This window comes from Methanoculleus sp. (assembly GCF_036677455.1).
In the GTDB taxonomy this organism is placed as follows: Archaea; Halobacteriota; Methanomicrobia; order Methanomicrobiales; family Methanoculleaceae; genus Methanoculleus.
Genome location: NZ_JAVBWL010000017.1, coordinates 1 through 13,734, shown reverse-complemented (window position 1 = coordinate 13,734; position 13,734 = coordinate 1). Strand labels below are relative to the sequence as shown.

Genomic DNA, 13,734 nt, shown 5'->3' with positions numbered 1-13,734 from the left:
CCATGGATTACATTCAACCAAGACCGAGTTCAATCGTCGCGGCGCTCTATACCGCCCGCGACCTGGGGGTGGACGTGGCGATCCTCCACGGCCCGTCCGGCTGCTCGTTCAAGCACGCCCGCCTCCTCGAGGAGGACGGCATGCGGGTCCTGACGACGTCGCTTGCCGACAACGAGTTCATCTTCGGCGGGCACGACCCGCTGATGCGGGTGCTCCGCCACGCGGAGAAGGAGTTCGCACCCCGCCGGATGGCGGTCGTCGGGACGTGTGTTTCGATGATCATCGGGGAGGACCTCCAGTCCGCGATCCACGATGCGGGGGTCGCGACGCCCGCGATCGCCGTGGACATCCACGCCGGGTTCCGCGAGAACATCGACGGGGTGCTCGCGACGCTCGAGCCCGCCGCGGCCGCGGGCTGGATCAGCGCCGACGAACTGGAGCGGCAGCGCTACCTTTTAGCGAAGGCGAACGAGGTGGAGCGGCTCCGGGGAGCCGCGTCACGGACCTACATCGAGCCCGAGCGCGGGGACCTCAAGCATGTTGCGGCAAGAAGGCTCGTCGACCTCGCCGACTCCGGCGCGACAGGAGTCGCAATCATGAACGCGAAGAAAGAGACCGCGTATATGTTCGCCGACGAACTCATCGGCCTCCACGACGCCTGCCCGGACGCCGCCATCACCTACATCGCAAACCTCGAGGACCGGGGGCTCCCGAAGGTCCGGGCGGACACCGACCGGATCCTCGCCGGGATGCGGGAGAAGGGAGTCGACCCCGAACTCCTCGGGGCGCTCGACGAGTACGGGGCGAACGGGACCGCGATCGGGGAGCGGATCCGGGAGATCGACCCCGACTTCGCCCTCATCGTCGGGGTGCCGCACGCCGTCCCGCCGGAGTACACGGAAGGCATCGAGGTCTTCTCGGTCACGAACGGTCCCCGGCAGGTGGCGCCGCTCCGGGAGATGGGGCACCGGCACGTCATGGTCGAGATCGACCTGCACCCGAAGACCCTCGGGGTCCGGGATATCGTCGAGAGCGAGTTCGGGGCGGTCCTCCGGAGCATGCGATGAAGTCCTTCCTCATCGCCGGCGACCGTTCCGGGAGCGGGAAGACGAGCGTCACCCTGGCGCTCTCGGCCCTCCTCTCGGCCGACCGGACGGTCCAGACCTTCAAGGTCGGGATGGACTACATCGACCCCTCCTACCTCACCGGAGTGACGGGGAGGCCCTGCCGGAACCTGGACGGCTACGTGATGAGCCCGGAGGAGGTCCGGGCGGTCTATGCCCACGGCTGCCGGGGGGCGGATATCGCCGTCGTCGAGGGAGTCCGGGGGCTCTTTGAGGGCGCGGAGGCGCTGACCGACCTCGGGAGCACGGCCGCGATCGCAAAGCAACTCGACCTCCCTGTGGTGCTGGTCATCAACGCCCGGAGCATCACCCGGAGCGCCGCGGCGATCGTGAAGGGCTTCCAGGCATTCGACCCGGACGTCGATATCCAGGGAGTGATCTTAAACAACGTCACCGGGACCCGCCACCAGGAGAAGGCGGTCCGGGCAATCGAGCACTACTGCGGTATTCCCGTCATCGGCACCATCCCCCGGACGCCGGAGATGGAACTTGCCATGCGCCACCTGGGCCTCGTCCCCTACCGGGAAGGGCAGGGGCACGGGGAGTTCCTCGACCGGATCGAGACGGTGAAGCGGATGATCGGCGAGCACGTCGACCTCGACGGACTCCTCGCGCTCGCCCGGGAGGGAGAGCCGCCGGGAGAAGCGGGCGGGGTCTACGCGGCCCGCGACCCGGACGTCCGGGTCGGCGTCGCGCTCGACGAGGCCTTCAACTTCTACTACGCCGACCTCTTCGACGTCCTCGCGTCGTGCGGGGCGGAGGTGGTCCCGTTCTCCCCGGTCCACGACCGGCTCCCGGAGGCCGACGGCTACATCCTCGGCGGCGGTTACCCGGAACTCTTCGGCCCCGAACTCGAGGCGAACACCGCGATGCGGGAGGGACTCTGCGAGGTCTCCCGGAACGGGGTGCCGATCTACGCGGAGTGCGGGGGGCTGATCTACCTCACCGACCGGATGGTCCTTGCTCCGGGGTTCATGGACGCGGAAGGGAAGCGGGCCTACGACCTCGCCGGGGTCTTTCCCGGCGAGACCCGGATGCCGGCCCGGAGGATGCTCGGCTACGTCGTGGGGACGAGTGCGGCGGAAAGTCCTATGGGTCCTTCGGCGTTTCGGGGGCACGAGTTTCACTACAGCAGCGTCAGCCTCGCGCCGGAGACCCGCTACGCCTACCGGCTGACCCGGGGGAGCGGGATCCGGGACGGGCTCGACGGTGCAGTCCGGGACCGGACCATCGCGAGTTACACCCACCTCCACCCGGTGACGAGCAGGGGAATGCTCGCCCACTTCGTCGACTGCTGCCGGAGTTAAGAGATCCCCCGCAGTACCTTTTTATCGGTCGTTGCGGCACTCCGTGCCGTTGCTGGCCCCTACCGGGAGCACGAAGCACAAAACATACTAACTTACCGATACCACACTGATTCCATGATCATTTACCTTGACGGCAAATACGTCCCCGAAGAGGAGGCGAAGGTCTCGGTCTTCGACCACGGGCTCCTCTACGGCGACGGCGTTTTCGAGGGGATACGCGCCTACAACGGAAGGGTCTTCCGTCTTGACGAGCATCTTGCACGGCTCTACGACTCGGCAAAGACGATCGACCTTGCCGTCCCGATCACGAAGGAGGAGTTCGCCGAGGCGATCAAGGGGACGCTCCGGAAGAACAACTTAACGGACGCCTACATCCGCCCGATCGTCACCCGCGGTAAGGGCGACCTCGGCCTCGACCCCCGGAAGTGCGCGAAGCCGACCGTCATCGTCATCGCCGTCTCGTGGGGCGCGATGTACGGCGACCTCTACGAGAAGGGTCTCCGGGCGCTCTGTGTCTCGGTCAGGCGGACCCCCGCGGAGTCGATGCCCCCGAACGTCAAGAGTCTGAACTATCTCAATAACATCCTCGCCAAGATCGAGGCGAACTACCACGGCATGGACGAGGCGATCTTCTTCGACATCCACGGCAACGTCTCGGAGGGCTCCGGGGACAACATCTTCGTCGTCAAGAACGGTGTCCTCATCACCCCACCGACGTTGAACAACCTGCGCGGCGTCACCCGCCTGGTCACGCTGGAGCTCGCGGCCTCGATGGGGCTCACGGTCGTCGAGCGGAACCTCGGCTACTTCGACCTCTATTCGGCCGACGAGGTCTTCGTCACGGGGACTGCGGCGGAGATCGGCCCGATTCGCGAGATCGACGGCCGGGTCATCGGGAACGGCAAGCCCGGCCCCATCACCCGGCAGTTGATGGCGGCCTACAAGGCCGTCACCCAGAAGGAAGGGTCCCCGATCTACGGGTGAAGGGGTCTTCGGGTTCTCCGGGGATGGGAGTCCATCTCCGGGCGGCCGGCCCTTTTCCCGGCGCAACTTTTTTATCTTGCGGCATCGAAGTTGTATGGCACACTGTGCATGCTGCTATAGTGTAGAGGCCAATCATGTCGGCCTTTCACGCCGACGACAGGGGTTCGAATCCCCTTAGCAGCATCTTGTTTTCAGGCTCAAATCTGTCGCCAAATGTTTTTATACCCTCGCTCCGACCTCCCTTGCATGGGAGCGTTCACAGCACCAACCCAAACAGACAGAGAGTTCCATTACGTCGACAAAACCTATGCCAGCACGGCCGTCCGGAAAGCCCTGACCAGGGGCCTCCTCACTCGCGACGACGCCGACCTCATCAACGAGTTCGTGACCGAACTCCAGGCATCGCGGGGGATTACCCTGATCAGGGTGAACAAGATCGTATCGCACCTGATCAACTGGCGCCTCTACCTCGGGCCATACCGGACCGCAACAACCGGCGATCTCTTCTCGGCCATAGCAACCATCAAGGAAGCTAAAAACCAGCGTGGCAGGCCATTCAAGCAGAACACCCTGCACGACTACGTCATGTTTCTCAAACGGTTCTATCTCTGGCTGATCGAGAACGGATACTCGGACGTTTCGGAAAAGAAGGTCCGGAAGATCAGACCGCCACGGATAGATCGCTGCACCAAACTCCCGGATCAGATGCTCACGCCGGAAGAGATCGAAGCGCTCCTGCGGGCCTGCCAGTCCTCACGCGACCGGGCGATCATTGCACTCCTTTACGAGTCCGGGTGCCGCATCGGCGAACTCGGCCGGCTCACCTGGCAGCGCGTGCAGTTCGACGCCTACGGGATAGTGGTCTCCATCGAAGACACGAAATGCCACACTCAGCGCTACGTCCGGCTGGTCATGGCCACGCCGTACCTCGCGACCTGGAGGAACGACTATCCCTTCGAACCCGCCGGCGACGCCCTGGTCTTCATTACCTACCGGAAAAAGCCGCTTCAGCATGCCACTGTCTATCAGCAGTTTCATAAAATCGCAACGCGGGCAGGCATCATCAAGAGGATTACCCCGCACATCTTCCGGCACTCGCGGATCACGCACCTCATCAACCAGGGGATGAAGGAGTCGGTCATCAAGCTGATGATGTGGGGGAACCTCAACACCGATATGTTCGCCACCTACGCCCACCTCACCGGCCAGGACATCGACAGAGAAGTTCTCGGGAAGTACGGCCTCATCCAGCAAGACGAAGCGGAGGAGCGGTACCTCGAACCGGTGCAGTGCCCCGATTGCAAGACCATCAACGCACCGCGTGCGAACTACTGCACCACCTGCGGCAGGTCGTTCACCGGCGACAGGGAGGATGTGCAGGAGGCGATGGGCAAGGACGTGCTCGATAACCCGGAACTCGTGCGGAAACTGTTGAACGAGTTGATCGAGGAGAAGATCAAGCGTGGTGAACTGCAAGGGTGCGCCCCATGAACCGGCGCGAGACATACGAACACCTGAAGCACAACCCGAAGAACGTGCGTTTCGAAGACCTCTGCCATGCGGCGGAGGCCTTCGGGTTTCACCGGAAGGGCGGGAAGGGCAGCCACACCGTTTACGTGCGGGACGGGATCCCTGAGATCCTCAATTTCCAGGACGTGAAGGGTAAAGCAAAACCGTACCAGGTAAGACAACTTCTTAAGATCATTGAACACTATACTCTGTTGGAGGACGAAGATGCCGCATAAATACGCAATCGAGATCTTCTACAGCGACGAGGACGAGGGGTTTATCGCCGTCGTCCCGGAGCTTGCCGGCTGCTCCGCGTTCGGCGAGACCGAAGAGGAGGCGCTCTCCGAAGTGAAGGTGGCTATCGGCCTCTGGCTCGACACCGCCCGGCAAGAGGGACGAGAGATCCCGGAGCCGAGCGGCCGGGAGCACCTCCGGGATATCCTTGCCGGGAAGGGCGTTGCTCGCGAGCAGATGGCGTGAATTAATTACCTATTCATACTTTCGAATCTTTCTATTTTCATGTTGCAAGCAACGGATTTGTCTTGATCATCTCCTGAGAAAACCTTTCTCCACAATCTGATGATAAACAAGGATGCAACACTAAGATTTGTACAAGGCTTCTGGTAAAGTTAATCAGGATCGAAATCCAGCTAAATTACAAGCAGAGGTTTCTTCATGTCCCTTTTCTCTAATACCCTCAAAGCATTCATCCCTCAAGATATGAGAATGCGTAATTTTGTCCGCGATGAGAGAGTAAAGTCATTCGCATCGTATACACCATTCTTGAGCTTTCTCAGCGCAAATCTGGTAATGATTTTTCTTTTTAACTATTTCTTCCATATCTCCTCCTTAATCGGATTTTTTTCGATTCCCCTCTATGTTCTAGGAATTGTTGCGTCGCTCGCAATCATAAAAACCAGTTTATTTTTAGATTTTAAGGATACCATAGTAAAACGTGAGAAGAAAAGAGAGAAAACAGCAGATGAACAAATCGAACAGTATAATTCATGTCCAAATCTAGGCAGAATCAATAACTATCTCATTTTTCAAAGATTGTTCTTCTTTAACGTCCTTAATGATCTTTTCGTTTTAACTCTCTTTTGGAGCTCGCTATTTTTCATCTTCTATTTCATCCCGTTTAGCTTTGGTTGGATATCATTGCCACAGGATTTTAATTTCAATAATTTTGTCGCTCTAATAACACTAATTGGCATTATGGCAGGCTTTTTCCAACTGTATATACCTAATTATAAAGAAACGGTAGTTCAAAAAATTCAGAATTCAGTCAATAAATATCTAAAGAATTGTCTGAAAGGGATTTCTCCGTGGGACTTTATTGAGTTCCTTGAAGAAAACTCCAATAATAGTGAGCTTGCAAAAAAAGTGAGAAATTTTTGGTAACGTAACGAATCTTCTGTAAAATTGAATTGGCCCTGGATCCAACCTAGATTTGCACAAAGGAGAAACAGGGCCATGGATTCCTTAGCTTTTATCGAAGATTATCTTTCCGATCAGGAAACTGGCATGAAGAGGCTCATCACCTGGTTCCTCAATCAGGCGATGCTCCAAGAGGCTCTCCAGCAGGCGGGGGCCACCCCCTATGAACGAACCGATGCACGCAAAGCGCATCGGAACGGCTACAAGGACCGATCCCTCAAGACCCGATACGGAGAGACGATCCTCCGGAAACCCCAGTTTCGGGAGTTCCCGTTCGAGACGCAGGTCTTTGGGCGCTATGCCCGGGTGGAGAAAGCTCTCGTAAACGCCATCGTCGAGTCCTACCTTCAGGGGGTCTCGACGAGGAGAGTCCAGGAGATCGTTGCCCATCTGGGAATCGACCACCTCTCCCCGGCTTCAGTCTCCCGGATGGCCAAGGACCTCGACGATCAGGTGCAGGCATTCCTCCTGCGGCCGATTGAGCAGGCAACCCCGTACCTCTTCGTGGATGCCTCCTACTACAAAATCCGGGATGGCGCACGGTACGTCACCAAAGCGGTCCTCGTGGTCGCTGGAGTGCGGGACGATGGGTATCGGGAGATCCTGGGCGCAAGAATCACGGATTGTGAGAACGAAGCGTTCTGGTCGGGGTTGTTCGAGGACCTCAAAGAACGAGGACTTGCCGGGGTTCAACTGGTCGTCTCGGATGGGCATACGGGCATCCAGAAGGCGGCTGAAGCCGCCTTCCTCGGCGCATCCTGGCAGATGTGTGAAGTCCACTGTACCCGGGCGGTGCTGAGGAATATTCCCCGGAAACACCAGAAAGAAGTTGCAGAGGGGCTGAAGGAGGCGTATGGGAGTGAGCAGAGACTCCAGGATCTCGCCGATGACCTGAACACTCGGGGATACCGGAAAGCTGCCAACACCATCGAACGATTCCTCCCCGGACTTATGAGTTACACGGCATTCCCAAAACAGCACTGGAAACGGCTCAGAACGACGAATATGATGGAGCGGGTCAATAAGGAACTCAAACGAAGAACTAAGGTCATAGGAGCGTTCCCCAACGAAGAATCCCTCCTCCGGCTGGTCGGATCCATCCTGATGGACATCAACGAGGAATGGGTCACCGGCAGAAGATATTTGACTCTGGAGAAGGAATGATCAGGCAAGGAGACAGGGCGCAGGCAAATTACAGAAAATCTGAGACGTTACCAAATTTTTTGGAGAACAATGAGGATATTTCGCAAAAATACATGGAAAAATACAAGAAAGTAATCACAAAGGGAAGCCGACGGCGTTATCCCGACCTGGTGGTATACAACCTCCTCTCCCCTGCCACAAGAGATCCTATCAGTATCTTCAAAAATATTGATCATTATGCAGAATATCAACTATCTGAGGAAGAAAGAGAGGTAGTAAAAGAAAATTACCTATTATACTTAAATCAGAAGAAACGGCAATTCATCGGTGAGATTCAAGAGATGGATCTTAATGATGTAAGAACAGTTGTTTTCTCAAATATCACTTTTTTCGATGAAACTTTTTCAGACTACATTTCTCTTAACTTTGAATCTGTAACCCGTACTGAAAATTTAAATTATTTTGAGGACTTCTTACAGGATTATGCCCTAAACTGCATTTTCGAATTTTTTGATATTCTTTATAATATCCAAGAAATCAAGAAGGAGTGAATCTTTTTCAATTCACTTCTTATTTTTGAGAGGTTTCATCGCTCTGACTCGATCATTTTCTGTCAAGGGGCGAATTCCTCCTTCAGTGAAGATCTTTGATCTCTTCACTTTCACCCCGCCCGCGGCGTGAGTTCTTATGCCCCCGTTTCCTGATCGCTTACCTATGAGGCAGAGAGAAACCCTTCGCTACGACCAGACGCTCTTCCGGGACCACGAGGTCTTCGAGTTCACCTACATGCCCGACGAGCTCCACCACCGCGACGCCCAGATCCGCGAACTCGCCCTCCTCGCCCGGCCGGCCCTCCGGAGCGGCAGTCCGAGGAGCGCGATCCTCCGCGGCCCGCCGCGAACGGGGAAGACCACCACTGTTCGCCGGCTGTTTGCCGAAATCGAGGAGACAACGCAGCAGATCGCCCCGGTCTACATCAACTGCAAGCAGCACCGGACGCCGTTCGCCGTCTTCGCGTGCATCTTTGAGGCGGTCGTCGGCTACGCGCCCCCGGCGACCGGCAAGCACCTCGACGAGGTCGTGCGGGTGGCGGCCAAACGCCTCGGCGAGCGGGAGGCCGCGCTGCTTGTCTGCCTGGACGACGCCAATTACTTGCACGAAGCCCGGCAGCTCAACGACCTCCTCTACCGGATCCTTCGCCTCTACGAGGCGTGGGATGTCAGGAAGCCCGGCGTCTTCGCCATCTCCAGCGACCTCCGCCTGAACCTCTACACCGCGGTCGACGAGCGTGTCCGGTCGGTCTTCCACCCGACCGAGGTCTTCTTCTCGCCGTACGCAAAGTCGGAGATCCAGGAGATCCTCGGCGACCGGATCCGGCAGGGGCTGTACCCGAACGTGGTGCCGAAGGCGAGCGCGAACCTCATCGCGGACCTCACCGCAAAGGAGCAGGACATCCGGGTCGGGATTGACCTCGTCCGGATGGCCGCCGAGAACGCGGAGGGCGCCGGGCGCCGGACCGTCACGCGAAAAGACGTGATGGATGCCTCCCGAACGATCATCACGCCCACCCTGCAGAAGCGGGCCGCGGACCTCAACGAGGGCGAGCGTGCCCTGCTCTACCGGATCGCGGAGATGGTGCAGAAGACCGATGTGACCATGACGTCGGGAGCGGTCTTCGAGGCGACGCAGGAGTATATCCCGAACGGAGCGACGACCTACCGGACACGGTTGAAACGGCTCGAGGAGGCGGGTCTCGTCGACCTGCCGCTCCGCACCGACCGGGGGCGGACCCGGGAGATCCTGCTCCGCTTCGCCCCCGATCAGGTGCTCGCCGCCTGCGAAAAGATCGGGAAAACCAGCGCGGCATAATGCCCCTTCGTATCGAGGAATGCCGGATCCATCCCCCTTCCGGCCAAATTCCCGTTTTCCGATAAAGTAACGGTTAAATAACGCCTCTTTTCACCATCACCCTACGCACAACACGTTTTTAAGCCGCGTACTCTCACGCTGAATCAAGCGGTGCACGCCGAGTGCTTTCCTCGGAGAGCGCCGGTGCACCGCGAACTGTAGCAGAGAGGTTACGCATGAAACGACAACCACGACCAGTAACCCAGGACGATGTCGACGCCTTCGAGAAGCAGTATCCGCTGTACCGGGGCATCGGGAGACTGATGATCCGCGAGGGCATCTGGACCCTGGTAGAATCGAGAAGAGAACACGAAGAAATCTGCGGCGGCAGCCAGGCACAACCAAATGTTCACAGCACCAGGGTGCACCGGGCCGCCAATGGTACTCGGCACTGCAACGATATAAGGATGCCCACCCCGGGAGCGTGCCCGCTATGAGTCGGGAAGGCTGCACACCGAACCCGGTCCCGCTCTACCTCATCTCGCAGGTGGTGGCAACCGAGGTCGGCCGGCACGGCAGGGCGATCCGGGAGATCCACATTGTCCGAACCGGCTGCCACTTCTACACAGTCACGACCATTACCGGAGGCGGCCGGCCATGACTGAGCCGGGGACCCTCTCCCACGGCACCGGCGGGGCGCTCCACATCTCCGTTGACGCCGAGAAGTACCGGATCGAGCCTGAGGACCTCAGGAACCTGCTCTTCTACGGCAGGGTGATCCCGATCTGCGAGGACCGCTCGCGGACGACCCCGGGCGGGATCCTGGTCAGCGAGATCTCCATCGAGGGACACGCGGCGATGAACGCCTCGGGCAAGGCGGTGATGCTCCATACCCGTGTCGGCTCCTACATCATCCCGCTCATCAGTTTCCAGCGGGTCGCCCGCGGGGAGGCCATCTCCGCTCCCCTCTTCCCCCTGGTGCCGGGGGTGACCGCATGATGGACGAGATCAGAAGCGCGGTGAACGTGCTCGCCGCCACCGGCAGCGTGGTCGAGGTCCGGGCGCTCGCCGACGGCGTCACCCACTCCGGCTACTTCGACGACCACGAGGCGCTCGCCCGGGCCGTCGAGGCCCTCGACGCCGATCCGGCGGTCGCCGGGATTTACGTGACTTTAAACACCGTGAACCCGGCCCTCCTCGCCCGCCGGGCGAACCGGATCAAGATGCGGCTCTCCCGGAAAGACGCGACGACCGCCGATGCCGACATCCTCCGCCGGCGCTGGTTCCCGGTCGACATCGACCCGGTCCGGCCGAGCGGCGTCTCGTCGACGGATGAGGAGCACGACGCGGCACTCGCCGCTGCGGAGCGGATCGCAACCTACCTCACGGAGCAGGGCTTCCCCGCGCCCGTCCGGGCTGACTCCGGGAACGGCGCCCACCTCCTCTACCGGGTGGACCTCGAAAACGACGATGCGGCCACCGCGCTTGTGAAAGGCTGCCTCACCACCCTCGACGCCCTCTTCTCCAACGAGGCCGTCACCGTCGACACCGCGAACCACAACGCCGCCCGGATCTGGAAACTCTACGGCACGCTCTCGCGGAAGGGCGACAACACCCCGGAGCGCCCGCACCGGCGGGCGAAGGTCCTCGCCGTGCCGGACGACATCCGCATGGTGCCCCGGGAGTATCTGCAGCACCTCGCCGGGCTCCTCCCACGGGAAGAGCCCCCTGAACGGAAGAAGACGAACGGCAACGGCCCCGGCATCGACCTCGCCGCCTGGCTCCTCGACCACAACATCGCGGTCCGGAGCACGAGGCCCTACCAGGGAGGGACCCTCTACGTCCTCGACGAGTGCCCGTTCTCCTCGGCTCACAGGGACGGGGCGTTCGCGATCCAGTTTGCGAACGGTGCCGTCTTCGCCGGCTGCCACCACCAGAGTTGCGGCGGGGGCGCCCAGCGCTGGCCGGAACTCCGGGGGATGTACGAGCCGAAGCGGGCCCGGACCCCGGCGAAGAAGGCCGAGGTGCCGCCGCTCCCTCCTCCCGTTCTCATCGAGGACGAGCACCAGGCGCGTGCCGTCGAGATCCTCAAGGCCGGCGACCCGCTCGCCTTCCTCCTCGACACCTTCAACAAAGCCCACGTCGGCGACCGGACCGTCGCGGAGTGCCTCGCGATGTCCGTCGCCTCGCAGTCGGTGGCGAATACGAAGGGGCTGCACGTCTCGATCTCCGGCAACTCCGGGAAGGGGAAGAGCCACGCCTGCACGACGATGCTCAACCTCATCCCGGAGTCCCACAGGATGACCGGCACTGTCTCGAACAAGGCGCTCTACTACGCCGACGACCTCCGGCCGGGGACGGTGATCCTCTTTGACGACACATCGCTCTCGGACGACCTGCAGGAGGTCCTCAAGTCGGCCACCTCGTCCTTCCACGAACCAATCGAGCACCGGACCGTCACGGCCGACCGGCAGCTCCGGGTCTGCTCGATCCCCGAGCGGTGCGTCTGGTGGCTCGCCAAGGTCGAGAACCCCGGCGACGACCAGGTGATGAACCGGATGCTCACGGTCTGGATCGACGACTCGGCCGAGCGGGACCGGCGCGTACTCGAGCACCTCAAGGAGACGGAGGCCGGCGCCTGCCGGAGAGGCGACGACCCGGATGTTCTCACCTGCCGGGCGCTCTGGTCGGTCCTGAAGCAGCAGCGGATCTTCGTCCGGATCCCCTTCGCCCGCAGGATCCAGTTCTCAAACGTCGCGAACCGCCGAAATCCCGCGATGCTCTTTGACCTGATCAAGTGCCATGCGGCGCTCCGGTTCCTGCAGCGGGAGGGGAAAGAGACGGGCGACGAGATCCGGATCGAGGCGGCCCGGCAGGACTTCGACGCGGCTGCACGCCTCTACGCCGCGATCAACCAGGAAGGCGGCGGGCAGGACTCGAAGATGACCCGGAACGAAGCGGCGGCACTCGCCACCATCGCCCGGATGGGGTGGGAGACGTTCACGGTCCGGATGCTGCAGCAGGCGACCGGGCTGTCGTATCACCAGGTCCGGCGGATCCTGCAGGGCTACACCACGAGGGGAACGGTCTACTGCGGGTTGCTGGAGAAGTGCCCTGCCATTGGTGTGGTGGACGCGACGGTCATCGACGAGAGCACCGGGACGACCGTCCGCCGGCACGAGTCCCACTTCCAGTTCGACGCCGAGCGCTACCGGGAGTGGACGGCAGAGCTCGCGGTCTGGCTGGAGGATGAGGGCGAGGGGGAGGACGACTCCCCACCACCTTCTGGCGACGGTTTGCAACATCGACAACCCTGCTGCAAAGGGGAGCGCAAACATAGTTGCAAAGAGATCGAGAGTGCTAATAACGGGCAGGAAGAGGATTGTTTCTCGAACGAGGAGATTTCAGCAGAAATTGATCGCGGCGATCAGAGGTCGTTTGCAGCAAAATCCGGATCACACAGTTCACCTGATCCCGTTCCACTGGAAGATCATCTTGATCCCGTGCACAACCGGAGTGTGTCGTGTGTTTTCAGATCTGCTGCAAATGAAAAGATCGAACGTGCTGATTTAACGGCGAATCGTAAAAATTACAGTGTATCGAAGATTCCCCACGCCAAGAGTGTTTGCGCTCCTGTTTGCGCACCCCTTTGCAGCACGGGTGCAACTGCTGCAAACGGTGTCCGGCCGCTGTCGGGGGTGCTTGACCCCAGGACATTTGCCCGGGTGAAGGTCGAGCTCGGCCGGTGCGACGTATGCGGGACGGGGAAGGCAGTCTATCGCTCGCGAGAGGCGCAGGCGAAGATCTGCGAGGGGTGTTACGCACGGCTGGTGCGGGAGGGGAACGCGAGGGTGGGGGTGAGGTGAACGACTGCCGGGACGGCAGGAGTTCGAGAAAACCCTCCGGGTTTTCGAGTAGCGACGGGCCGAAGGGTGCGACTGCCCGTAGGGCGGGAGCTTGAGCACCGTAGGTGCGGGCCCGGAACATGAGCACCGTCAGGTGCGAACGGAGCAGGAGCACCGAAGAACGACGTTCCATCAGGAACAGAGTTCGAGCACCGCAGGTGCGAGGTGCGGGTCCGGAGTTCGAGCACCACGAGGCTGCGGGGATCTTGTAGCGTTTCAATCCCGACGAGAGAACCCCCGATCGTCAGATATCGGACACCCCTAAAAACAGAAGATGTCCGATATGTCCGATAAATGTCCGATAAATGTCCGTTATCTTGCAGAGTATACTTCGACACATCAGGCTTTCCCGGGATGTGGCCGGGCTAAAACGTATCTTCTACCCTTTTTCGCACCGACTGCTTCCAGCAAGCCGCGATGGACGAGATCGAGAAGATCGCGGTACCGGGTCTTCTCCGATACCTCCGGCGCAATCGA

Annotated in this window: 12 protein-coding genes and 1 tRNA gene; all 13 read left to right on the top strand. The window is 60.2% G+C overall.

Annotation, left to right across the window (positions count from 1 at the left end):
* Positions 1 to 2 precede the first annotated feature (2 nt).
* The 13 genes from cfbD (at position 3) to V6K60_RS04615 (ending at position 13,218) form a co-directional block, all read left to right on the top strand.
* Positions 3 to 1,067: a Ni-sirohydrochlorin a,c-diamide reductive cyclase catalytic subunit gene (cfbD, locus tag V6K60_RS04675; RefSeq protein WP_332449349.1), complete on the top strand. Its 1,065-nt coding sequence runs from the start codon at positions 3 to 5 to the stop codon at positions 1,065 to 1,067.
* Positions 1,064 to 2,431 carry a Ni-sirohydrochlorin a,c-diamide synthase gene (cfbB, locus tag V6K60_RS04670; RefSeq protein WP_332449348.1) on the top strand — a complete coding sequence of 456 codons (1,368 nt, stop codon included), beginning with the start codon at positions 1,064 to 1,066 and terminating at the stop codon, positions 2,429 to 2,431. The genes cfbD and cfbB overlap by 4 nt, the downstream gene beginning before the upstream one ends.
* Positions 2,432 to 2,545: 114 nt before the next feature.
* Positions 2,546 to 3,415, top strand: coding sequence for a branched-chain-amino-acid transaminase (gene ilvE / locus V6K60_RS04665; RefSeq protein WP_332449347.1), 870 nt, complete (start codon positions 2,546 to 2,548; stop codon positions 3,413 to 3,415).
* 110 nt (positions 3,416 to 3,525) lie between these two features.
* A tRNA-Glu gene (locus V6K60_RS04660) sits at positions 3,526 to 3,598 on the top strand.
* Between the two features lie 63 nt (positions 3,599 to 3,661).
* The gene (locus V6K60_RS04655) at positions 3,662 to 4,906 is read left to right on the top strand and encodes a site-specific integrase (protein ID WP_332449346.1); all 1,245 of its coding nucleotides are present in this window, start codon (positions 3,662 to 3,664) and stop codon (positions 4,904 to 4,906) included.
* Positions 4,903 to 5,160 carry a type II toxin-antitoxin system HicA family toxin gene (locus V6K60_RS04650; protein ID WP_292489055.1) on the top strand — a complete coding sequence of 86 codons (258 nt, stop codon included), beginning with the start codon at positions 4,903 to 4,905 and terminating at the stop codon, positions 5,158 to 5,160. The genes V6K60_RS04655 and V6K60_RS04650 overlap by 4 nt, the downstream gene beginning before the upstream one ends.
* Complete coding sequence (locus V6K60_RS04645; protein ID WP_332449345.1) at positions 5,150 to 5,404, top strand: type II toxin-antitoxin system HicB family antitoxin; 255 nt, start codon at positions 5,150 to 5,152, stop codon at positions 5,402 to 5,404. The genes V6K60_RS04650 and V6K60_RS04645 overlap by 11 nt, the downstream gene beginning before the upstream one ends.
* Positions 5,405 to 6,397: 993 nt before the next feature.
* The gene (locus tag V6K60_RS04640; protein ID WP_332449344.1) at positions 6,398 to 7,525 is read left to right on the top strand and encodes an IS256 family transposase; all 1,128 of its coding nucleotides are present in this window, start codon (positions 6,398 to 6,400) and stop codon (positions 7,523 to 7,525) included.
* A complete protein-coding gene (locus tag V6K60_RS04635) occupies positions 7,522 to 8,055 on the top strand; it encodes a hypothetical protein (RefSeq protein WP_332449343.1) in 534 nt (177 codons plus the stop codon). Before V6K60_RS04640 ends, V6K60_RS04635 begins: the two co-directional genes overlap by 4 nt.
* A 163-nt stretch (positions 8,056 to 8,218) precedes the next feature.
* Positions 8,219 to 9,373, top strand: coding sequence for an ORC1-type DNA replication protein (locus V6K60_RS04630; protein ID WP_332449342.1), 1,155 nt, complete (start codon positions 8,219 to 8,221; stop codon positions 9,371 to 9,373).
* A 472-nt stretch (positions 9,374 to 9,845) separates the two neighbouring features.
* Positions 9,846 to 10,013 (top strand): hypothetical protein, encoded by a 168-nt coding sequence (locus V6K60_RS04625; RefSeq protein WP_332449341.1) that lies wholly within the window; start codon positions 9,846 to 9,848, stop codon positions 10,011 to 10,013.
* Complete coding sequence (locus V6K60_RS04620) at positions 10,010 to 10,351, top strand: hypothetical protein (protein ID WP_332449340.1); 342 nt, start codon at positions 10,010 to 10,012, stop codon at positions 10,349 to 10,351. Before V6K60_RS04625 ends, V6K60_RS04620 begins: the two co-directional genes overlap by 4 nt.
* On the top strand, positions 10,348 to 13,218 hold the full coding sequence (locus V6K60_RS04615) for a hypothetical protein (protein WP_332449339.1): 2,871 nt from the start codon (positions 10,348 to 10,350) through the stop codon (positions 13,216 to 13,218). Before V6K60_RS04620 ends, V6K60_RS04615 begins: the two co-directional genes overlap by 4 nt.
* The last annotated feature ends 516 nt before the right edge of the window (positions 13,219 to 13,734 follow it).

What these genes read in the sequence shown, in the direction of transcription:
- ilvE (WP_332449347.1), top strand. Translation starts at nt 2,546, where the DNA reads ATGATCATTTACCTTGACGGCAAATACGTCCCCGAAGAGGAGGCGAAG.
- V6K60_RS04640 (WP_332449344.1), top strand. Translation starts at nt 6,398, where the DNA reads ATGGATTCCTTAGCTTTTATCGAAGATTATCTTTCCGATCAGGAAACT.
- V6K60_RS04625 (WP_332449341.1), top strand. Translation starts at nt 9,846, where the DNA reads ATGAGTCGGGAAGGCTGCACACCGAACCCGGTCCCGCTCTACCTCATC.
- V6K60_RS04655 (WP_332449346.1), top strand. Translation starts at nt 3,662, where the DNA reads ATGGGAGCGTTCACAGCACCAACCCAAACAGACAGAGAGTTCCATTAC.
- V6K60_RS04620 (WP_332449340.1), top strand. Translation starts at nt 10,010, where the DNA reads ATGACTGAGCCGGGGACCCTCTCCCACGGCACCGGCGGGGCGCTCCAC.
- V6K60_RS04630 (WP_332449342.1), top strand. Translation starts at nt 8,219, where the DNA reads ATGAGGCAGAGAGAAACCCTTCGCTACGACCAGACGCTCTTCCGGGAC.
- cfbB (WP_332449348.1), top strand. Translation starts at nt 1,064, where the DNA reads ATGAAGTCCTTCCTCATCGCCGGCGACCGTTCCGGGAGCGGGAAGACG.
- cfbD (WP_332449349.1), top strand. Translation starts at nt 3, where the DNA reads ATGGATTACATTCAACCAAGACCGAGTTCAATCGTCGCGGCGCTCTAT.
- V6K60_RS04650 (WP_292489055.1), top strand. Translation starts at nt 4,903, where the DNA reads ATGAACCGGCGCGAGACATACGAACACCTGAAGCACAACCCGAAGAAC.
- V6K60_RS04645 (WP_332449345.1), top strand. Translation starts at nt 5,150, where the DNA reads ATGCCGCATAAATACGCAATCGAGATCTTCTACAGCGACGAGGACGAG.
- V6K60_RS04615 (WP_332449339.1), top strand. Translation starts at nt 10,348, where the DNA reads ATGATGGACGAGATCAGAAGCGCGGTGAACGTGCTCGCCGCCACCGGC.
- V6K60_RS04635 (WP_332449343.1), top strand. Translation starts at nt 7,522, where the DNA reads ATGATCAGGCAAGGAGACAGGGCGCAGGCAAATTACAGAAAATCTGAG.